At 73.2% G+C, this 20,963-nt stretch carries 19 protein-coding genes and 1 riboswitch; of the genes, 17 read left to right on the top strand and 2 right to left on the bottom strand.

The window, feature by feature from the left end:
• Positions 1–164: 164 nt before the first annotated feature.
• A riboswitch (SAM riboswitch) is annotated at positions 165–256 on the bottom strand.
• Positions 257–362: 106 nt separating this feature from the next.
• Both hrpA and C6361_RS09570 read right to left on the bottom strand, forming a co-directional pair.
• Positions 363–4,427: an ATP-dependent RNA helicase HrpA gene (gene hrpA / locus C6361_RS09575; protein ID WP_107267517.1), complete on the bottom strand. Its 4,065-nt coding sequence runs from the start codon at positions 4,425–4,427 to the stop codon at positions 363–365.
• A gap of 45 nt (positions 4,428–4,472) precedes the next feature.
• Positions 4,473–5,078, bottom strand: coding sequence for a histidine phosphatase family protein (locus C6361_RS09570; protein ID WP_107267516.1), 606 nt, complete (start codon positions 5,076–5,078; stop codon positions 4,473–4,475).
• A gap of 254 nt (positions 5,079–5,332) precedes the next feature.
• Here C6361_RS09570 and C6361_RS09565 point away from each other — a divergent pair, with 254 nt between their 5' ends.
• From C6361_RS09565 to fabG, 17 genes are read left to right on the top strand one after another with little or no spacing between them, the layout of a single operon-like run.
• Entirely contained in the window at positions 5,333–5,599 is a 267-nt protein-coding gene (locus C6361_RS09565) for an acyl carrier protein (protein WP_101365395.1), read from the top strand.
• 55 nt (positions 5,600–5,654) lie between these two features.
• Positions 5,655–6,905 carry a beta-ketoacyl synthase gene (locus C6361_RS09560; RefSeq protein WP_107257189.1) on the top strand — a complete coding sequence of 417 codons (1,251 nt, stop codon included), beginning with the start codon at positions 5,655–5,657 and terminating at the stop codon, positions 6,903–6,905.
• On the top strand, positions 6,902–8,044 hold the full coding sequence (locus C6361_RS09555) for a beta-ketoacyl synthase N-terminal-like domain-containing protein (RefSeq protein ID WP_199853311.1): 1,143 nt from the start codon (positions 6,902–6,904) through the stop codon (positions 8,042–8,044). Before C6361_RS09560 ends, C6361_RS09555 begins: the two co-directional genes overlap by 4 nt.
• Positions 8,044–9,015: a beta-ketoacyl synthase N-terminal-like domain-containing protein gene (locus C6361_RS09550; RefSeq protein ID WP_107267515.1), complete on the top strand. Its 972-nt coding sequence runs from the start codon at positions 8,044–8,046 to the stop codon at positions 9,013–9,015. The genes C6361_RS09555 and C6361_RS09550 overlap by 1 nt, the downstream gene beginning before the upstream one ends.
• Positions 9,012–9,941 (top strand): alpha/beta fold hydrolase, encoded by a 930-nt coding sequence (locus C6361_RS09545; RefSeq protein WP_107267514.1) that lies wholly within the window; start codon positions 9,012–9,014, stop codon positions 9,939–9,941. Before C6361_RS09550 ends, C6361_RS09545 begins: the two co-directional genes overlap by 4 nt.
• Before the next feature lie 50 nt (positions 9,942–9,991).
• Positions 9,992–10,927 carry a thioesterase gene (locus C6361_RS09540; protein ID WP_199853310.1) on the top strand — a complete coding sequence of 312 codons (936 nt, stop codon included), beginning with the start codon at positions 9,992–9,994 and terminating at the stop codon, positions 10,925–10,927.
• Positions 10,924–12,096 (top strand): beta-ketoacyl synthase, encoded by a 1,173-nt coding sequence (locus tag C6361_RS09535; RefSeq protein ID WP_107267513.1) that lies wholly within the window; start codon positions 10,924–10,926, stop codon positions 12,094–12,096. The genes C6361_RS09540 and C6361_RS09535 overlap by 4 nt, the downstream gene beginning before the upstream one ends.
• Positions 12,093–13,229, top strand: a complete 1,137-nt coding sequence (locus C6361_RS09530) for a beta-ketoacyl synthase N-terminal-like domain-containing protein (protein WP_107267512.1) — start codon at positions 12,093–12,095, stop codon at positions 13,227–13,229. Before C6361_RS09535 ends, C6361_RS09530 begins: the two co-directional genes overlap by 4 nt.
• On the top strand, positions 13,223–14,113 hold the full coding sequence (locus C6361_RS09525) for an SDR family oxidoreductase (protein ID WP_107257184.1): 891 nt from the start codon (positions 13,223–13,225) through the stop codon (positions 14,111–14,113). Before C6361_RS09530 ends, C6361_RS09525 begins: the two co-directional genes overlap by 7 nt.
• Positions 14,114–14,124: 11 nt before the next feature.
• Positions 14,125–15,240, top strand: coding sequence for a beta-ketoacyl synthase N-terminal-like domain-containing protein (locus tag C6361_RS09520; RefSeq protein WP_199853309.1), 1,116 nt, complete (start codon positions 14,125–14,127; stop codon positions 15,238–15,240).
• 3 nt (positions 15,241–15,243) lie between these two features.
• Complete coding sequence (gene accD / locus C6361_RS09515; RefSeq protein ID WP_234359430.1) at positions 15,244–16,989, top strand: acetyl-CoA carboxylase, carboxyltransferase subunit beta; 1,746 nt, start codon at positions 15,244–15,246, stop codon at positions 16,987–16,989.
• The gene (locus C6361_RS09510; protein ID WP_107267511.1) at positions 16,982–17,635 is read left to right on the top strand and encodes a biotin/lipoyl-containing protein; all 654 of its coding nucleotides are present in this window, start codon (positions 16,982–16,984) and stop codon (positions 17,633–17,635) included. The genes accD and C6361_RS09510 overlap by 8 nt, the downstream gene beginning before the upstream one ends.
• A 10-nt stretch (positions 17,636–17,645) precedes the next feature.
• Positions 17,646–19,058 carry an acetyl/propionyl/methylcrotonyl-CoA carboxylase subunit alpha gene (locus C6361_RS09505; protein ID WP_107270850.1) on the top strand — a complete coding sequence of 471 codons (1,413 nt, stop codon included), beginning with the start codon at positions 17,646–17,648 and terminating at the stop codon, positions 19,056–19,058.
• Entirely contained in the window at positions 19,051–19,314 is a 264-nt protein-coding gene (locus tag C6361_RS09500; protein ID WP_107257182.1) for an acyl carrier protein, read from the top strand. The genes C6361_RS09505 and C6361_RS09500 overlap by 8 nt, the downstream gene beginning before the upstream one ends.
• Positions 19,311–19,694 (top strand): 3-hydroxyacyl-ACP dehydratase FabZ family protein, encoded by a 384-nt coding sequence (locus C6361_RS09495; protein WP_107267510.1) that lies wholly within the window; start codon positions 19,311–19,313, stop codon positions 19,692–19,694. The genes C6361_RS09500 and C6361_RS09495 overlap by 4 nt, the downstream gene beginning before the upstream one ends.
• Positions 19,691–20,185 (top strand): 3-hydroxyacyl-ACP dehydratase FabZ family protein, encoded by a 495-nt coding sequence (locus tag C6361_RS09490; protein WP_107257180.1) that lies wholly within the window; start codon positions 19,691–19,693, stop codon positions 20,183–20,185. The genes C6361_RS09495 and C6361_RS09490 overlap by 4 nt, the downstream gene beginning before the upstream one ends.
• Before the next feature lie 8 nt (positions 20,186–20,193).
• Positions 20,194–20,940 carry a 3-oxoacyl-[acyl-carrier-protein] reductase gene (gene fabG / locus C6361_RS09485; protein ID WP_107257179.1) on the top strand — a complete coding sequence of 249 codons (747 nt, stop codon included), beginning with the start codon at positions 20,194–20,196 and terminating at the stop codon, positions 20,938–20,940.
• Positions 20,941–20,963 lie beyond the last annotated feature (23 nt).

Raw genomic sequence — 20,963 nt, 5'->3', positions numbered from 1 at the left:
GTGCTGACGAGATGGTCGGAATGCCGCCGACCGGCGGTCGCGGTCAGGCCGAGGCCCGACAGAGCATGGTGCTGGTCCGGCAGAGGTCGACGTGTCGACGCCACCGGTGCCAGACGACATGCAGCCGGCTCGCCCGCCCGGCTCGGATGCTGCGCACTGCTGAACCTCCATCGGTCCTGGCGGTAGCACCCGCACCCACGGTGGGGGGTTGCTGCGACGTCGACGAGCCAGGTCTCTCGGTCGCTCTGGATGGCCGGAGGTCAGCCTACTAAACCCGGGTACCGACATTCCAACTGGTCAGGGCCGGGATGGCTGTGTCGCTCGCCACCCGCCGCCCCGGGGCGTCCGGCCGGTGCGGGGCCTCAGCCCGCCTCGGCGACGTCCATCGCCCGGTAGATCCGCTGTTCCGAGATCGGGTACGGCGTACCGAGCGCCTGGGCGAAGACGTTCACCCGGAGTTCCTCGATCATCCAGCGGATCTGCCGTACCGCGTCGGAACCCCGGCGGGCGGGTGGCAGCGCGTCGACCATCTCCCGGTACTCCTGCTGCACCTGCTCGATCCGGGCCTGCTGGTCGCGGTCCCGCTGCGGGTTCTGCGGCAGCCGGTCGAGGCGACGCTCGATCGCGGTCAGATAGCGGGGCAGGTCGGCGAGGCGGGCGTACCCGGTCTCGGTGACGAAGCCGCGGTGCACCAGCCCGGAGAGCTGGGCCCGGATGTCGGTTAACGCCGCCACCATGGTCAGGTCGTTGGTCCGGGCCAGCCGCTGCTCGACCGCGTAGGCGGCGGCGAGCACCCGGCGTACCCGGTCGACGACCTCGACGGTGGTGTCGACCAGATCCGCCCGGACCCGGTCGCGCAGCGCGGCGAACCCCTCGGCGTCCCAGGCCGGCCCGCCGGCGTCGGCGATCAACTTGTCCACCGCCGCGTCGGCGGCGTCGTCGAGCAGCTCCTGCACGTTGCGGTGCGGGTTGCGGCTCAGCGCCAGCTTCGCCTCGTTGGAGAGCCGACCGGAGACGAACTTCTGCGGCGAGCCGAGGGTCAGCCGGAGCAGTCGCCGGGTACCGGCCCACATCTGGCGACCCTGCTCGGCCTCGGTCTCGAAGACCCGTACCCCGACGCTGTCGCCCTCGTCGACCAGGGCCGGGTAGGCGGTCACCAGGTAGCCGGCCCGATCCTGCTCGATCGAGCGCGGCAGCGTGCCGATGCTCCACTCCCGCAGCCCGGACCGTTCGACGTCCGGGGCGGCGGCGGCCACCATCCGGCGTACCTGGGTGGTGAGCTGCCGTTGCAGCGCCGGCAGGTCCTTGCCCTCGGCGACGGTCTGCCGCTCCTCGCCGACCACCCGGAAGGTGGGGCGCAGGTGTGCCGGCAGCTTCGCCAGGTCCCAGGCGTCCCGGGGCACGGTCACCCCGGTCATCCGGCGCAGCTCCCGGGTCAGCGCGTCGAGCAGCGGCTCCCGGCCGGGTGTGATCGAGGCCAGCACCGCCCGGGCGTAGTCCGGCACCGGGACGAAATTCCGGCGCACCGCCTTCGGCAGCGACCGGATCAGCGCCACCACGAGTTCCTCGCGCAGCCCCGGTACCTGCCAGTCGAAGCTCTCCGCGTCGACCTGGTTGAGCATCGGCAGCGGGATGTCCACCGTCACCCCGTCGGTCTCGGTCCCCGGCTCGAACCGGTACGTCAGCGGCAGCGCCACCCCGTCCGAGTGCCACTCGTCGGGGTAGTCGGCCGCGTCGACCCCGCCCCGCCCCTCGTTGACCAGCATCTGCCGGTCGAAGGTGAGCAGGTCGGGCCGGTCCCGGCGGGTCTTTTTCCACCAGGCGTCGAAGTGCCGGCCGGAGACCACCTCGGCGGGGATCCGCTGCTCGTAGAAGGCGTACAGCGTCTCGTCGTCGACCAGGATGTCCCGGCGCCGGGCCCGGTGCTCCAGCTCCTCCACCTCGTCGAGCAGCGCGCGGTTGTCGTGGAAGAACCGGTGGTGGGTCTGCCAGTCACCCTCCACCAGCGCGTGCCGGATGAACAGTTCCCGGCTCTGCGCCGGGTCGATCCGACCGAAGTTGACCTTCCGGCCGCTGACCAGCGGGATGCCGTAGAGGGTGACCTTCTCGAAGGCCATCACCGCGGCCTGCTTCTTTTCCCAGTGCGGCTCGCTGTAGCTGCGCTTCACCAGGTGCTGGGCGAGCGCCTCGACCCACTCCGGCTCGATCCGGGCGGCGACCCGGCCCCAGAGCCGGGACGTCTCGACCAGCTCGGCGGCCATCACCCAGCGCGGCGGCTTGCGGAACAGCGCCGAGCCGGGGAAGAGGGCGAATCTGGCGCCCCGGGCGCCCAGGTATTCGTTCTTCTGCGTCTCCTTCAGCCCGACGTGCGAGAGCAGTCCGGCCAGCAGCGACTGGTGGATCCGGTCGGTGTCGAGGTTCTCCGGGGTCGCGTCGCCGGCCGGTGCCGTCGGCGTACCACTGGCGGGGGCGTCGGTGCCGGAGTCGCCGCCGCGCCGGCCGCGCCCGGGACGGGCGTCGGACGCCGCGCCGCCGGTGCTGCGGAGCACCTGGCGGAGTTGGGAGTGGATGTCCTGCCACTCCCGGACCCGCAGGTAGTTGAGGTATTCGGCCTTGCACATCCGGCGGAAACCGCTGGACGAGAGTGCTCGCTGCTGTTCCTGGAGATATCGCCAGAGGTTGAGCAGGGCGGCGAAGTCCGACTCCTTGTCGGTGAACCGGGCGTGCGCCTGGTCGGCCTGGGCCTGCCTGTCGGCGGGCCGCTCCCGGGGATCCTGGATGGAGAGGGCGGCGGCGATCACCGACACCTCGGTGGCGCAGCCGTTGCGCTCGCCCTCCAGCACCATCCGGGCCAGCCGGGGGTCGACCGGGAGCTGCGCCAGCCGGCGGCCCAGCGGGGTCAGCCGGTGCCCGGCCTCCTCGCCGGTCTCCTCCAGCGCGCCCAGCTCGCGCAGCAGGTTGACCCCGTCGGCGATGTTGCGCCTGTCCGGCGGGTCGATGAACGGGAACGCGGCGATGTCGCCCAGCCCGATCGCGGTCATCTGGAGAATGACCGAGGCGAGGTTGGTGCGCAGGATCTCCGGGTCGGTGAACTCGGGCCGGGACAGGAAGTCCGACTCGTCGTAGAGCCGGATGCAGATCCCGTCCGAGGTACGCCCGCAGCGCCCCTTGCGCTGGTTCGCCGACGCCTGCGAGACCGGCTCGATCGGCAGCCGCTGCACCTTGAGCCGGTGACTGTAGCGGGAGATCCTGGCCGTGCCGGGATCCACCACGTACTTGATGCCGGGCACCGTCAGCGAGGTCTCGGCGACGTTGGTGGCGAGTACGACCCGGCGACCCCGGTGCGACTGGAAGACCCGGTGCTGCTCGGCGGTGGAGAGCCGGGCGAAGAGCGGCAGGATCTCGGTGTCCCGCAGCGCCGGGCGATTCTGCACGAGTTTGCCCAGCGCGTCGGCGGTGTCCCGGATCTCCCGTTCTCCGCTGAGGAAGACCAGGATGTCCCCGGGCCCCTCGGCGGCCAGCTCCTGCACCGCGTCGCCGATCGCCTGGATCTGGTCCCGTACGGTCTCCCCGTCGTCGTCCGGGTCCTCGCCGTCGCCCAGCTCGACCAGTGGCCGGTAGCGGGTTTCCACCGGATAGGTCCGGCCGGAGACCTCCAGCACCGGCGCCGGCTCGTCGCCGGAGGCGAAGTGCCGGGCGAAGCGTTCCGGGTCGATGGTCGCCGAGGTGATGATCACCTTGAGGTCGGGCCGGCGGGGGAGGAGCTGCCGGAGGTACCCGAGGATGAAGTCGATGTTGAGGCTGCGCTCGTGCGCCTCGTCGATGATCAGCGTGTCGTACTGCCGCAGCATCCGGTCCTGCTGAAGCTCGGCGAGCAGGATGCCGTCGGTCATCAGCTTCACCAGCGTGTTGTCGCCGACCTGGTCGGTGAAGCGGACCTTGTAGCCCACCACCCCGCCCAGCTCGGTGCCGAGCTCGTCGGCGATCCGGTCCGCCACCGTGCGCGCGGCCAGCCGGCGGGGCTGGGTGTGCCCGATCAGCCCCCGGACGCCCCGACCCAGCTCCAGACAGATCTTGGGCAGCTGGGTCGTCTTGCCGGAGCCGGTCTCGCCGGCCACGATCACCACCTGGTGGTCCCGGATCGCGGCGAGCAGGTCGTCCTTGCGCTCGCTGACCGGCAGCCCGGCCGGATAGGTGATCACCGGTACGGCGGCCCGGCGGCGGGCGAGCCGCTCCTCCGCGGTACCGATCTCGGCGGCGATCTCGGCGGTGGCCGCCTGCCGCCGCCCGAGATCACGGATCTTGGCGAGCCCCTCCATCCGGCGCTGGATCCGGCGCTGGTCGCGGAACATCAACTCCGGCAGCCGGGCCCGGAGCGCGGGAAGGTCGGCGGCGGGTACGGCAGGGGCGGGCGGTGGCGTCTGCATGTCGTCGCCAAGAATAGGCAGGCCCCGGCCGTGACCGCCCGTGAGTTACCCACCTTCCGGCGCCGGCCGCCCCGGTTGGCGTCGGGCCGGCGTCGGACGGTCCGTGCCCCAGCCCGACGGCAGCCGGTACGTCCACCCCGGGCGCCAGTCGAACGGCGCCGCCACCAGCTCGGCCAGCGGTACCCCGTGCAGCAGGTGGTCCAGCGCCCACCGGTTCGCCGAGTGCGCCACGATCAACACCCGGAAGCCGTCCCAGGCGGCGGCCAGGTCCCGGAGGAAGCCGCGGGTCTGCTCCACCACCTGCCGGTAGCTCTGCCCGCCCGGAAAGGGCTCGTCCAGATATCCGACCCGCAGCGGGGCCAGCTCGGCCACGGGCCGGCCGGTCAGGTCGCCGTAGTCGCACTCGCGTAGCCGGGTGTCCCGGTGCACCGGCAGCTCCCGCAGCGGGAACGCCAGCTCGACGGTCTCCACCGCCCGGGCCAGGTCGGAGCAGAAGACGACGTGCAGCCCGTCGTCGCGGCGCCGCTCGCCCAGCTCGCGGGCCTCCCGCCGGCCCTGCTCGGAGAGCTGGCCGGGCCGCCAGCCGGTGGCCAGCCCGGCCTCGTTGTCGGTGGTCGTCGCGTGCGTCTCGTAGACGATGTCGACCGCCATGTCCCCACCCTGCCATCCGTACGGGCGGCGATCGCTTCACTCGTTACCGGAGTCCGGCGGTGGATATGGCGGACCGCCCGTCGCCATATAGGAGAAATATAGTCGCGGCTCACAGACTCGGGACAGTACCGCGATCCGATGGTGCCGCCAGACGGCCGAGGCGGCAAACGGTATCGGGCGGTGAGGCGCACGGCGCCGCCAGCCAAGGCCAGTCATCGAGATATTCACTCAACCGATCCGTTTCTGGAGGCGACATGAGCAGCACGACCCCCACCACCAGCACCGACATCGACCGCGAGCAGGTCAAGGAGATCGTCTGCGAGATTCTGGAAATCGACGCGGACGAGGTCACCGAGACCAGTCTGTTCAAAGAGGACCACGGTGCCGACTCGCTGCTCGCGATCGAAATTCTCGCCGCCCTGGAGCGGAATCTGCACGTCACGATCGACCAGGCGGAACTGAGCCGAATGGTGAATCTGCAGGGCGTTTACGCCGTCGTCGGCGAGGCGTCGAACGCCTGAGCGCGTCGCGCGGACGGCGGAGTCGGGTCGGAGGACTACAGGTGAGTGAGGCGCGATGATGAGCGTTCTGCCAGGCGATGCTCGATCGCCCCGCCGGGTGGTCGTCACCGGGCTCGGCGTGGTGACCAGCATCGGAATCGGGGTCGAGAAGTTTCTCGCCGGACTGCGGGCCGGTCGGAGCGGGGTCAAGCCGATCACCGCGTTCGACACGACCGGGTTCGCGTACGCCAACGGGTGCGAGATCACCGACTTCGACCCGGCCCGCTGGCTGCACAACGTCGACCCGGCACAGCTCGGCCGGGCGAGCCAGCTCTCGGCCGCCGCCGCCGGCATGGCGGTCGCGGACGCGGGCATGTCTCTCGGGGAGCTGCGGTCCCGCCGCGCACTGGTGTCGGTGGGAACCACGGACGGCGAATCGCACGACCTCGACCAACTGGTCGGGGTCCAGGTCGACCGGGGTGCGGAACACTTCGACCCGGTCGTGGCGCGTCGGGTTCCCGCCGGCCGCCTCTCGTCGAGCATCGTCGCCGAACTCGGGCTGACCGATGTCGAGGCGGTGACGATCCCGACCGCCTGCGCGGCCGGCAACTACGCCGTCGGGTACGGCCTGGACGCGATCCGCAGCGGTGACGTGGACGTCGCCCTCTGCGGCGGTGCCGACGCGCTGTGCCGGAAGACCTTCACCGGCTTCTACCGGCTCGGCACCATCGCCCCGGAGGCGTGCCAGCCGTTCGACCGCAACCGCAAGGGCATCCTCACCGGCGAGGGCGCCGGCATCCTGCTGATGGAGAGCCTCGACTCGGCCCGGGCCCGGGGTGCCCGGATCTACGCCGAGGTGCTCGGCTACGGGCTCAACTGCGACGCGTACCACCCGGTCGCGCCGGACCAGAACAGCATCGCCCGCTGCATCGAGCTGGCCCACCGCAACGCCGGGGTGAAGCCGGAGGACATCGACTTCATCTCCGCGCACGGCACCGGGACCAAGGCGAACGACGTCACCGAGGCCGGCGCCATCCGGCAGGTCTTCGGGCAGGGGGCGCCCCGGACGGTCTCGATCAAGGGAATGATCGGGCACACCATGGGGGCGGCGAGTGCGCTGGCCTCGGCCGCCTGCGCCCTGGCGATCACCCACAAATTCATCCCGCCGACCATCAACCACGTCGAGACCGACCCCGAGTGCGGGCTCGACTGCGTACCGAACGTGGCCCAGGACGCCGATCTGCGGGTGGTGCAGAACAACGCGCTCGCCTTCGGCGGCAACAACGCGGTGCTGATCCTCGGCAGGTACGACGAGGTGACGCCATGACCGCGCTGGTGGTCGGGATGGGCGCGGTGGCCAGCATCGGCGGCAGTACCGTCGAGTTCTTCGACTCGCTCTGCGCCGGCTACAGCGGGCTGGCCGAACTGCGCGGCTTCGACCGCTCCCGTTACCGGGCGCAGCACGCGTACGAGATCGACGACCGGCCGGGTCCCGGCTGCGACGAGACCCTGCGGGCCAGCCGGTGGCTGGAGCAGGCGGTCGCTGCCGCGCTGGCCGACGCCGGCCTCGACGGCGACCTCGGCGACACCCCGGTGCTGGTCGGCACCACCCTGCGGGAACTGCGCTCGGTCGAGCTGAGCTGGCGCGACGGGGTGCCGTTCGACGCCCGCGACCTGCACTTCGGCAGCGCGCTGCGGAAGCGGTTCGGAGCCACCGACACGCACACCGTGGCGAACGCCTGCTCGGCCTCGCTCTACACCCTCGGCCTCGGCATGGACCTGCTCGACCTCGGTGTCGCCGACACCGTCGTGGTGGCCGGGGTCGACACCATCACCGAGAGCACCTACGGGCTGCTGGACCGCTGCTACGCGGAGGCGCCCGAGCAGGTGCGGCCGTTCGACCGGGACCGCCGGGGCATGCTCCAGGGCGAGGGCGCGGTCGCCGTGGTGCTGCGCCGGGAGGCCGACGGCCCCGGTGCCGGGCACCGGCACGCCCGGGTCCGGGGCGTGGCGGTGAACTGCGACGCGTACCACCCATCGGCGCCGGACGCCAAGAGCATCGCCCTGGTCACCCGGGAGGCGCACCGGCGGGCCGGGGTGGAGCCGGCCGACGTCGACCTGCTGATGCTGCACGGCACCGGTACGGCTCTGAACGACGAGGCCGAGGCGCAGGCCGTCCGGGAGGTCTACTCCGGGGTGTCGCCCTCGCCGTACATGACCGCCATCAAGTCGATGACCGGGCACACCGCCGGTGCCTCCGGGCTGCACAGCCTGGTGGTGGCGGTCGAGGCGCTGCGCTCCGGCGTGGTGCCGCCGATCCTCGGCCTGGAGAACCCGATCGACGAGGTCGACGGCTTCCGACTGGTACGCGAGCACGCCGAGCTGGCCACCCTGCGGGTCGCCCAGGTGGACTCGTTCGGCTTCGGCGGACTGAACGCCGTCGCGATCGTGGAGAAGGTGTCCTGATGGCTCCGGTCGACGTGGTGGTCAGCGGGGTGGGGGTGGCGGTCTCCGGGATCGCCGGCCCCGACGACCTGCTCCGGCGTACCCCGGCCGGTGCCGACGGCGACGACCCGACCCGCCGCCTGGACCGCAAGGGACTGCGCTACAAGGACCGGGCCACCCGGCTCGCCCTCTGCGCCGGCCGGGACGCGCTCGCCGACGCCGGACTGCTCGGCGACCCGGGCCTGACCGTCCCCGGCGAGACCGTCGGCGTGGTGGTCAGCTCCAACTACGGCAACGTCGACACGGTCTGCGACACGGTGTCGACGATCGCCGAGGAGACCTACGTCGGGCTGAGCCCGATGAACCTGCCGGCCACCGCGAGCAACGTGATCGCGTCCTGGCTGGCGATCTGGTTCCGGCTGCGCGGCGCCAACCTGACCATGTGCAACGGGGCGACCTCCGGACTGGACGCGGTCAACTGGGGTCGGCTGCTGGTGCTGGCCGGCCGGGTCGACCGGGTGCTGGTGGTCGGGGTCGAACCGGCGAACGCGCCGGTCCGGCACCTGGTCAGCGGCGGCCGGAGCAAGGACGACGACGACCTCCGGCTCTTCGACGGTGCCGCGGCGCTGGTGCTGGAGTCGGCGACGGCGGTCCGGGACCGGGGCGTCGAGGCGCTCGCCGAACTCGGCCCGTACGCCCGCAAGGCGGACCAGCCGGCGGCGGTGGCCGCGATCCGGCGTACCGACCCGCGTCCGGTGGACATGTGGTTCGGGGCCGGGGCGGGTGGACCGACCGGGATGACCGAGCAGACCAGCCACGACCTGACCGCGTACCACGGGCACTGCTCGGGGGCGCTCGGCGTGCTCCAGTGCGTCGCCGGTACCGCCTGGCTGAACGGGCACGACCGGGGTGCCGTACTCGCCACCGCCGACGGCGACGGTTCGGACGCGGCGGCCGCGCTGCTGCTGACCGCCGGGGGAGACCGGCGATGAGCACCTCCGCGCCGCCGAGACCGGACCGCGCCCTGCCGCACGGGACCGGGGTACCGGTCCGGTGCCGGCGGCCCGGTGCCGGCACCCGACCGGTGCGCACCCTGCTGCTGCACGGCCTCGGCAGCAGCCGGGCCATCTGGGACCGTTTCGAGTCGCGGGCACCCGCCTGGCTGGAGCTGTGGGACGCCGAGCTGCCCTGGGCGAGCGCCGGCGACACCGGCTGGAGCCACCGGGCCGACGCCACCGGCGCGGCGGCGCAGGCGCTGGCCGCGGTCCCCGGCGGCGCGGACCTGGTGGTCGCGCACTCGTTCGCCGCGAACACCCTGCTGGAGCTGCTCGGCCGGGCCGGCCGGGTCGGCGGGCCGGCGGAGCCGGAGACCATCCGGCCGGCGATGGCGATGGCTCCGACGGTTGCGGGCGCGATGCCGCTGCCCCGGGCGGTGGTGCTGGTCTCGCCCTTCTACCGACCGGCCGCCGACGACTTCGACTGGGCGGCGATCGACTTCTATCTCAACCACTTCCACCGGATCCTCGAAGAGGGGATCCGGGTCAGCGCCCCGGCCGGGCTGCCCGCCGAGGTACGCGTCGCGATGGGCGAGCGGGTCCGGGAGCGGATCGGCCCGTACGGCTGGATGCGCTTCTTCGACGCCTACCTGCGTACCCCGTTCCTGCCCGTCGCCGACCTGGCGCTGCCGCTGCTGGTGATCTCCGGCGACGGCGACTTCGCCGCCCGGCCCGGCGACGGGCGGGCGCTCGCCGACGCCGCACCCGCCGGCCGGTACGCCCTGCTCGCCGACTGCGGCCACTTCGCGATGGCCGAGCACCCCGACCGGTTCGCCGCCCTGGTGGCGGACTTCGCCCACCCGCTGTCGCCCCCCGACACAAGCCCGGAACCGATCCTCGACACACACCTGGAGCGCACGTGAACTCGACGACCCTGGCACCCCGTCCCGTCTCCGAACCAGCCGCGGACGGCGTGACCCGTGTGGAGCTGCGGCCCCGGTACGAGGGGTCCAACATCTGCACCTGGATCGGCTTCAAGCACGTCAACTACCTGGTCGAGGAGGCCGTCCTCGACCACCTGCGGCAGCGCGGCTTCGCGCCCGGCGGGCTCTACGAGCGGCACGGCCTCTGCGTCGACATCGTCGACATCGACAGCCGGATCACCCACGCCTTCCACATCGACGACGTGGCGACCGCCGAGGTCCGGCCGCTGCCCGGCGACGCGCTCGCCTTCGCGGTGGAGATCTCGGTCAACGGCGCACCGCCGATCAAGGCGGTCACCGCCAAGGTCCGGGTGGAGCTGCGCCTCGACCCGCACGGGCACCCGGTGCAGCAGGTGCCGGCCGAGCTTGCCCCGTACACGGTGTCCCGGCTGGGGCAGTCGCCGGTCAAGGTGACCCGGCCGGCCGCCTCCGGTCCGGCGCCCGAGGGCGACCTGCTGGCCGGGCTCACCGCCGGGCGCAACGCGTACGCCTGGAAGTGGCGGATCCCGTACTTCTACTGCCACTTCACCGAGCGGATGCAGATGTCCGGCTACCTGCGGCAGATGGAGGAGGTCGTCGACCTCTTCCTGGCCGACCGGAACGTCTCGATCAAGCGGCTGCTGGACGAGCAGGACTGGATCCCGGTGGTGCCGCACTCCCGGATCACCATCCTGGACGAGGCGCGGATGGAGGAGGACCTCTACACCGTCTTCACCGTCGAGAACGTCTTCAAGCGGCTCACCTACACCTCGCGGATGGACTGCTACGTGCTCCGGGACGGCATCCTGGTGCCGACCGCCACGGGGAAGATCACCCACGGGTACGCGGTGATCGAGAACCGCCGCGACTGGAGCCTGGTGGACTTCGACGACCGTCTCGCCAGCGCGCTGGAAGGCACGCCGGCTGCTCCGAGTACGCGTCGATGACCGGCGTCGCCATCACCGGCCTCGGTGTCGTCACGTGCCACGGCAGTGGTACGCGCGCCCTCTGGGACGCGATGATGGCGGCACCGGTTACCGACCCGGGTCCCGTGCCGGACCCGTACGCGAACATGGACGTGCCGGCGGTGCAGGGCGTCCCCGACGCCGACCTGCCGGCACAGTCGCAGGCGCTCGCCCGGACGTCCCGGCTGGCGCTGACCGCGATCGACGAGGCCATCGCCGACGCCGGCCTGCCGCTGGGCGGGCCGGCGACGGCGGGGTCCCGGATCGGCCTGGCCCTGGGCACCTGCATGGGTGACGCGAGCCTGCACGAGCAGTGGCGGGCGGACGGCGGCAAGCCGGCCGCCCGGTTCACCACCGAGGTCGGCGTCGCCTCGGCGGTCGCCGACCGGCTCGGGCCGCTGAGCGTCGTGACCACGATCAGCAACGCCTGCGCGGCCGGCGGCTTCGCCCTCGGCGCCGCCGCCGACCTGGTCCGCTCCGGCGAGGCGGACGTGGTGCTGACGGTCGGCGCGGACGCGTACAGCCGGGTGATGCTGGCCTGCTTCAACCGGATGGGCGCGGTGGACCCGGTCCGGTGCCGCCCCTTCGACCTGAACCGCCGGGGTACGTCGTTCGGCGAGGCCGCCGGCGTCCTGGTGGTCGAGTCGGCGGAGCACGCCCGGGCCCGGGGCGCCACCGTGCAGGCCGTGGTGGAGGGCTCCGGCTGGACCTGCGACGCCTACCACCTGACCGCGCCGGAGCCGGAGGGGACCCAGATCGTCCGGGCGATGCGGGCGGCGCTGGACTCCACCGGTGCCGACCAACGGATCGGCTGCGTCCTGCCGCACGGTACCGGTACCCAGCTCAACGACGTGGTGGAGAGCCGGGCCCTCAACGAGGTGCTCGGCGCCGACGTGCCGCTCTACAGCCTCAAGGCGCTGATCGGGCACACCGGCGGGGCGGCGGCCGCGGTCGCGGCGGTGGCGGCGGCGCTGATCCTGCGGCACCGGACCGTGCCGCCGAACGTGCCGATCGCCGAGCAGGACCCGGAGTGCCGGGTCTGGCTACCGCAGGGCATGGTCACCCCGCTCGGGTCCGACCGGATCATGGTCAACGGGTACGCCTTCGGCGGCAACAACGTGTCGCTGGTGCTCGCGGGGGCCGGCGGATGAGCCGGGACGGTGTCGGGGTGGCTGGCCGGCCGCCCGGGGTGGGCGCACCGCCGGGGCAGCTCGACAGTCTCTCGGCCGGGTTCTCTCCGGTCGCCGGGCCGACCCGGAACGCCACGCTCGAGCAGGCGCGGCCTCCGCTGCCGTCGGTCGGCCGGGTGGCCGGCCGGATGCCGCCCGCCGGCCAGGTCGTGGTCACCGGGATCGGCGTATGCGCGCCGCCGGTGGAGCGGCCGGCGGCCGACGGGGCCTGGTTCGACGTACGCACCCAGCTCGGGCGGCGCGGCTACAAGTACCTGCCGGCGGCCTGCCAGTACCTGCTGGTCGCCGGGCGGCAGGCCCTCGACGACGCCGGAGACTGCCTCACCGGTGCCGCCGAGCAGGACCGGGGCGTGGTGATCGGCACCAACAACGGTGCGGCGGCGCTGCACGACGAGCAGGACCGCACCGTGATCGCCGAGCACGCCAGCGAGCTGAGCCCGGTCACCGCCCCGTACGGCGCGGTCAACGTGCTGACCAGCCGGCTGTCGATGGAGCACGGGTTCACCGGGATCAGCCTGACCCTGATCTCGCCGCTCGTCGCCGGTCTGGAGTCGGTGCAGGTCGGGGCGCGGGCCTTCGCGGCCGGCCGCGCCGACCTGCTGCTCGTCGGTGCGATGGAGCAGGCGGTGCCGGCACCCGAGGCGGCGGCACCGGAGGAGGGCGCGGTGGTGCTGGTGCTGGAGCCGCCGGAGCGGGCGGCGGCGCGCGGCGCCACCGGCTACGGCCGGTGCGCGGTCCGCACCCTGCTGCTGCCGCCGCACGGGCTCGCCGCCGGGGCGGGCCGGGAGCGGGCCGTGGCCGTGCTCCGGGAGGCGGCGCACAGCCTCGGCGCCGACCAGGTCCCGGTGCACGCCGTGCTGGACGACTCGCCGGTCAGCGAGCTGGTGGCCGGGGCGGTGCCGGCCGCCGTCGGCCCGGTGCGCGACGCGGGCCCGCCCGCCGCCGGCAGCCTCACCCCGATGCTCCGGCTGGCCGACCGGCTGCGTGCCGCCGACGGGGACAGCCTGCTGGTCACCGCGGCCGGCACCGGAAACGTGGCGATGGTCCGGATCTGGCGTACCGCCGGATCGACACAAAGGAGCGCGGGATGCTGATTCCCCTGGAAGGCACGTGGAGTCTGCTGCTGGGCGCGTCCAGCGGCATGGGGCGGGCGACCGCGTTGGCGCTGGCCCGGGAGGGCGGCAACGTCATCGGGGTGCACCTGGACATGGGCGAGCGGGCCCAGGCGGCCAGGGAGCTCGAAGCGGAACTGCGCGGGTACGGGGTCGAGGCGCATTTCTTCAACGTCAACGCGTCCAGCCGGTCCACCCGGGAGCAACTGCTGCCCACCATCGCCGAGCTGACCGGGCCGCGCGGGCTGCACGTCGTGATGCACTCGCTGGCGTTCGGCTCGCTGCTGCCGTACCTGCCGCGCGCCGGCTGGGACCGGACGCTGGGCCAGCGGCAGATGGAGATGACCGTCGACGTGATGGCGCACAGCCTCGTCTACTGGGTGCAGGACCTGATGGCGGCGAAGCTGCTGCACCGGGGCGCCAAGGTCTACGCGATGACCAGCTCCGGCGCCACCTCGGTGATGCCGAGCTACGGCGCGGTGTCGGCCGCCAAGTGTGCGCTGGAGTCGCACGTCCGGCAGCTCGCCTGCGAACTCGCCCGGTACGGCGTCGCCGTGAACGCGCTCTGCGCCGGAGTCACTGTCACCCCGGCGCTGGAGCGGATCCCGGAGCACACCCAGTTCGTCGCCCAGGCCGGCGCCACCAACCCGCACGGCCGGCTGACCCAGCCGGAGGACGTGGCCGAGGCGATCCTGCTGCTGTCCCGTACCGACTCGTCCTGGATCACCGGCAACACGATCGGGGTCGACGGGGCCGAGAACATCGCCGGAATTCCGGCCTGGAGTCCCCGGCACGCCGAGGCCGTCGAGCCGGACGTCACGCCCGAGCCGAGCGGGGCGCCGGTCGCGGCGCCGGTCGCGGTCTGAGAGGGAGAGAGATGACCGTCACCACCATCGCCGCGGACGAACTGGTGCTCTCCGGCTGGTCGGCCGCGTCGGCATTCGGGCTCGGCGCCGAGCGGTTCACCGCCGGCCTGCGGGCCGGGGCCGCCGCGGTGACCTCGCTGGACCGGGAGGTCTGGCCCGGACCGTACGAGCGGGCCGGGCTGATGCCCGGCTTCGACGTCGCCGAGGTGCTCGGCAAGAAGGGCACCCGGTCGATGGACCGGGCCACCGGGATCGCCGTGGCCACCGTCGGGATGCTGCTCGACCGGTACGGCCGGGAGCGGCTCGGCGAGCCCGAACGGCTCGGCCTGGTGCTGGGCACCAACTCCGGCAGCGTGCAGAGCATCATGGACTTCACCCGGGAGTCGCTGACCGGGGCGAAGCCGTTCCACGTCGACCCGGCGCGCTTCCCGAACACGGTGATGAACCGTGCCGCCGGGCAGAGCGCGATCTGGTACGGGCTGAAGGGCCCGAACACCACCATCGCGGGCGGCTCGCTGACCGGCCTGCTGGCGCTGAACTACGCGGTACGGCTGCACCGGTGCGGCCACTCCGAGCCGGTGCTCTGCGGCGCGGTCGAGGAGTACTCGGTGGCGCGCGGCTGGCTGGAGTGGCACGCCCGGTCCCGAAACGGCGCCGCCCCGGCCGACGGTGCGACGGCGCTCGGCGAGGGGTGCGCGATCTTCCTGCTGGAGTCGTACTCCAGTGCGGTCCGGCAGCAGCGCCAGCCGCTGGCGGCGGTCCGGGGCTCCCGGTTCCTCGCCTTCGCCGACCCGTCGGCGGTGCGTACCGTGCTGGCCCGGGCCGTCGCGGAGGCGCTGGCCGGAGCCGGCCTGAGCCCGGCGGACGTGACGGTGCTGGCCGCCTCGGACAGCGGTGACGAGTTCGGCGCGCAGGAGGAGGCCGCGCTGGCCGACGTGCTCGGTGCGGCCCGGCCGACCCGGGTGCACTGCCGGGCGCTGCTCGGCGACACCTCGGCGGCCTCGTCGGCGTTCCAGCTCGCCGGTGCGCTCGCCGAACTCACCGACCGTCCCGACGGCATCGCGCTGGTCACCGGGGTGGACCGGGACGGCCAGGTCGGGGCCACCCTGCTCGGCGCGGTGGGCTGAGTCGTGGGAGCCTCCACACTGGACCTGATCAACGGGCTTCCGGACGGCGTGTGGCAGCCGTGTCCGCGCTGCGCGGCGCTGCTGCACCGGGACCGGCTCGCCCGGGCCCTGCACACCTGCCCGGAGTGCGGTCACCACCTGCCGCTGCGTGCCGACGACCGGATCGCGCTGCTGGTCGACCCGGACAGCTTCGTCGAGCACGACGCCGAACTCGCCGCCGCCGACCCGCTGGAGTTCACCGACCGGATGCCGTACCCGCAGCGGCTGGCCCGGGCCCGGGCCAGGACCGGCCGGGCCGACGGCGCCGTGCTGGGGATGGCGACCATCGGCGGGCACCGGGTCGCGCTGGTGGTGCTCGACTTCGCCTTCCTCGGCGGCAGCATGGGCTCGGTCGTCGGCGAGAAGGTCGCCCGGGCCGCCGAGACGGCGCTGGACCACGGGGTACCGCTGGTCGCGGTCAGCGCCTCCGGTGGGGCCCGGATGCAGGAGGGCGTGCTCTCGCTGTTGCAGATGGCCAAGACCGCCGCCGCGATCCGGCTGCTCCGGGACGCCGGGGTGCCCTACGTCAGCGTGCTCACCGACCCGGTGTACGGCGGGGTGGCCGCCTCCTTCGCCAGCCTCGGCGACGTGATCATCGCCGAGGAGGGGACCCGGGCCGGTTTCGCCGGACCCCGGGTGATCGAGCAGACGATCCGGCAGCCGCTGCCGGCGGGCTTCCAGACCGCACGCTTCCTGCACGAGCACGGCCACGTCGACCTGGTGGTACGCCGTCAGGAGCTGCGGGGCGTACTGGCCCGGCTGGTCGGCTTCTGCGCGGCGGCGGCCGGCACCTCGGCCGGGAACCCGGTGGCGGCCGCCGCTCGCCGGCCGTCCCGTGCCCCGGGCCACGACGACCGGCCCGAGCGTTCGGTGGACGCCTGGACGGCGGTGGGCCGGGCCCGGGCCGCCGACCGGCCGACGGTGCGGCAGCACATCGAGCGGATCTTCGGCGACTTCGTCGAGCTGCACGGCGACCGCTGGGAACGCGACGACTCCGCGATCGTCGGCGGGCTGGCCCGGCTGGACGGCAGCCCGGTGGTGGTGGTCGGGCACGCCAAGGGGCGGGACACCAGGGAGAACGTGGCGAACAACTTCGGCATGCCGCACCCGGCGGGCTATCGCAAGGTGATGCGGCTCTTCGAGCTGGCGCAGCGCTGGGGCGTACCGGTGGTGACCCTGGTGGACACCCCGGGGGCGTACCCCGGACTCGCCGCCGAGGAGGGCAACCAGAGCGCCGCGATCGCCGAGACGCTGGCGCTGGCGGCGGGGCTGCGTACCCCGGTGGTCGCGGTGATCACCGGCGAGGGTGGCAGTGGCGGCGCCCTGGCGCTGGCGGTCGCGGACCGGCTGCTGATCCAGGAGAACGGCGTCTTCTCGGTGATCAGCCCGGAGGGCTGCGCCGCGATCCTCTTCGGCGACGCCGGGCAGGCCCCGGTGGCCGCCCGGGCGCTGCGGCTGCGCGCCGAGGACCTCGGCCGGCTCGGTGTGGTCGACGAGATCCTGCCGGAGCCGCCCGGCGACCCGGAGCGGGCCGCCGGACTCGTCGCCGAGGCGGTCGGCCGGCTGCTGCGCCAGCTCGCCGGGGTCCCGGTCGAGGAACTGCTGGCCGCCCGCTACCGCCGGCTGCGCGGCTACGGCGTGCTGGCCCCGGACGGCACCGCCACCGGCAGCCCGGTGGCGGAACCCTGGAAGGAAGGCGCGCATGTCTGAGCAGGTCCGCGAATCGGCCGCCGTCCGGGCGGCCAACGGCACCGGCCCGGTGACCGCGAACGGCACCGGGCCGACGGCAGCGAACGGCGGCGGAGCGCACTCGGCTGGAGCGGCGGTGCCGGCCGGTGCCGGGCCGGGCGACGCCGCGCTGCGTGGGGCGGTACGGGCCGCCGCCGAGGTGGCGGAACTGGTCCGGGACCCGGCGATCCGGCGGGTCCGGGTGCGGGTGGCCGACGTCCAGATCGAGGTCGAGGGTGCCGAGCCGGGCCGGGAGGCGGTCGTCACCGTCACCGGCGACCCGGCGGTGACCGGCGCGGCGCTCTCCGCCGTGCCCGGCGCGGCCGTGGCGGCGGTACCGGGCGCGGCCGTGGCCGCCGTCGCCACGGCGGTCGCCCCGGCGGCCGGCACCGTGCCGGTGACGGCACCGCTGATGGGGGTCTTCTACCGGTCTCCCGGCCCGGACCAGCCGCCCTTCGCCGAGATCGGCCAGCGGGTCGAGGCCGGCGACCAGGTCGCGATCGTGGAGGCGATGAAGATGATGAACCCGGTCCTCACCGACCGGGCCGGGATCGTCCGGGCCGTGCACGTCACCGACGGCGAGGTCGTCGAGTACGAGCAGCCGCTGCTCAGCATCGAGCCGGGCTGAGGTGCCGACGATGGTCAACCGGGTACTCATCTGCAACCGGGGCGAGATCGCCGTCCGGATCATCCGCGCCTGCCGCGACCTCGGCCTGGAGAGCGTGCAGGTCTACTCCTCCGCCGACCGGGACAGCCTGGCGGTGCAGCTCGCCGACCAGGCGGTGCACATCGGACCGGGCCCGGTCGCCCGCAGCTACACCAACATCCCGGCCATCCTCTACGCCGCCGCCAAGTCCGGCGCCGACGCGGTGCACCCGGGCTGCGGCTTCGTCTCCGAGGACCCGGTCTTCGCCGCCTCCTGCCGCAACGTCGGGCTCACCTTCGTCGGCCCGGCCGCCGAGCACATCGCGCTGATGGGCGACAAGGTGGCCGCCCGGGCGGCGATGCGGGCCGCCGGGGTACCGGTGCTGCCCGGCTCGGACGGCACCGTCGACTCGCTCGGCGACGCGGTGACGGTCGGCGCCGAGATCGGCTTCCCGCTGATCGTCAAGGCGGTGGCCGGCGGCGGTGGCCGGGGCATCGCGGTGGTGCACCAGGCCGAGGACCTGCCGCTGGCGTACGAGACGACCCGGTCCGCCGCGCGGACCCTCTTCGGCGACGACCGGGTCTACCTGGAGCGCTACCTGCCGGCCGCCCGGCACATCGAGGTGCAGATACTCGCCGACGGGCACGGCACCGTGCTGCACCTCGGCGAGCGGGACTGCTCGGTCCAGCGCCGGCACCAGAAGCTGGTCGAGGAGTCCCCGTCCCCGGCGCTGGACCCGGGGCTGCGGGAGCGGCTGTGCGCGGCGGCGGTGGCCGGGGCCCGGGACATCGGCTACGTCAGCGCCGGCACCTTCGAGTTCCTGGTCGCGCCGGACGGTGCGGCGTACTTCATGGAGATGAACACCCGGCTCCAGGTCGAGCACCCGATCACCGAGGTACGTACCGGGATCGACATCGTCGCCTGGATGATCCGGATCGCCGCCGGGGAACGGCTGGACCTGACCCAGTCCGACGTCCGGTTCGAGGGGCACTCGATCGAGGCGCGGATCAACGCCGAGGACGTCGACCGGGACTGGGCCGGTTCGACCGGCCGGCTGCACGGGCTGCGGATGCCGGCCGGTCCCGGCGTACGGGTGGACAGCCACCTCTACGACGGCTACGTCGTACCGCCGTTCTACGACTCGCTGCTGGCCAAGGTCGTCACGCACGGCGCCACCCGGGAGGAGGCGCTGCGCCGGCTGGACCGGGCGCTGGCCGAGTACCGGTCGGCGGGGGTGACCACGAACGTCGGCTTCCACCGCCGGCTGCTGCGCCATCCCGGCTTCCGCTCCGGCGACTACCAGCTCGGCGTCGTCGAGTCCGTGCTCGCCGAGCCATCCCCGGGCGAGGACGCCCACTCCGAGGACCACGAGATCCACACCGAAAGGACGGAAAGTCATGTCTGACCAGCTCACCACGAGGCTCGACAAGGAAGACCTCCGGCAGCTCATCGCCGACACCATCGACGTCGACCTCTCCGACGTCACCGACGACGCGCACTTCGTCAACGACCTGGAGGTGGACTCCCTGATGGCCCTGGAGATCACCGTCCGGCTGGAGAAGCGGTACGGCGTCAAGATGGAGGAGAGCGAGCTGATCGCCGTCAGCACGCTGGACAGCACCTACCAGCTCCTCGACGGCAAGCTGCGGGGCGGCTCGTGACGCCGCGCTGCGCGCCCCTGGCGGACCTGGTGGAACTGGTCGAGGCCGACGACTCCTCGGCGGTCTCGACCGCGAAGGTGGATCCCGCCGATCCGGTCTTCACCGGGCACTTCCCGGGCTTCCCGGTGCTGCCCGGGGTGTACGTGGTCGAACTGGTCGGCCAGACCGTACGGGCGGCGCTGGGCGAGGGGCGCCGCCCCGAGCTGGCCGCGATGGACCGGTGCCGTTTCCTCAGTCCGGTCGCGCCCGGCGACGAACTGCGGATCGAGGCGAAGTTCTCCTGGGCCGGGCCGGAACTGCGCTGCACAGCCAAGATCAACACGGGGCGCGGTCCGGCCGCCGACCTGCGCCTGCGCTACCGCTTCGAGGAGAACCGATGATCGGGGTTGCCGGGATCAGGAAGGTGATACCCCAGCGGTATCCGATCCTGCTGCTCGACCGGGTGGTCGAGCTGGTGCCGGGTGAGCGGCTGGCCGCGCTCAAGGCGGTGACCTGTAGCGAGGCCTGCTACGAACTGCTCGACGAGACGTCCGTGGACCGCGACTACGCGTACCCGGGGACGTTGATCGTCGAGTCCTGGGCCCAGGCGGCGGTGCTGCTGGCGAGCTGGGAGACCCCCAACCCGGACGTGCTGGCCGGGAAGGTGGTGCTGGCCGGGTCGATCAGCAACGTCACCTTCGGCAACCCGGTCTACCCCGGGGACGTCCTCGAACACCGGGTCCGGCTGGTCAAGGTCATCGGCGAGACGGTGATCCTCGAGGGCGAGACCGTGGTCGGCGGCGAGCCGGTGATGCGGCTCGGCCAGTTCGTGCAGACCCTGCGCCCGCTGGACGCGCTGCGCCCGGCCGGCCCGACCCCGGTCGGGGTGTGAGGAGCGACATGAGCGAGAACGAGCGACGGGTCGCGCTGGTCAGCGGCGGATCCCGGGGCATCGGCCGGGCGGTGGTGAGCCGACTGGCCGCCGACGGCTTCGACGTGGCCTTCTGCTTCCAGGCCAACGCGGAGGCGGCGGAACTGGCGGCCAAGGCGGCCCGCGAGGCCGGGGCCCGGGTACTGACCCGGCAGGTCGACGTGGTGGACCTGGCGCAGGTACGCGACTTCGTCTCCGCCACCGAGGACGAGTTGGGCCCGATCGACGCGGTGGTGACCGTCGCCGGGGTGACCCGGGACCGGCCGCTGGTGCTGATGGGCGAGGACGAGTGGCACAGCGTGCTGCGGACCAACCTGGACGGCACCTACACGGTGTGCCGGTCCGCGGTCTTCGCGATGATGAAGCGGCGGCGCGGCGCGGTGGTGACGCTCTCCTCGGTGGCCGGGGTGGCCGGCAACGCCGGGCAGACCAACTACTCGGCGTCCAAGGCCGGGATCATCGGCTTCACCAAGGCGCTGGCCAAGGAGATGGGTCGGTACGGCATCCGCGCCAACGTCGTCGCACCCGGCTTCATCGAGACCGACATGACCGCGGGGCTGCCGCCGGCGGTCACCAAGGAGATGCTGGGCCGGATCCCGCTGGGCCGGTTCGGCCGGGCGGAGGAGACCGCCGACCTGGTCGGCTTCCTCGTCTCGGACCGGGCCTCCTACGTCACCGGCCAGGTCTTCCAAGTCGACGGCGGCATCGCGCTGTAGCGCGCCCGCCCCGAAGCACCCGA

This window comes from Plantactinospora sp. BC1 (assembly GCF_003030345.1).
In the GTDB taxonomy this organism is placed as follows: domain Bacteria; phylum Actinomycetota; class Actinomycetes; order Mycobacteriales; family Micromonosporaceae; genus Plantactinospora.
This window is presented reverse-complemented; position numbering and strand designations above follow the sequence as displayed.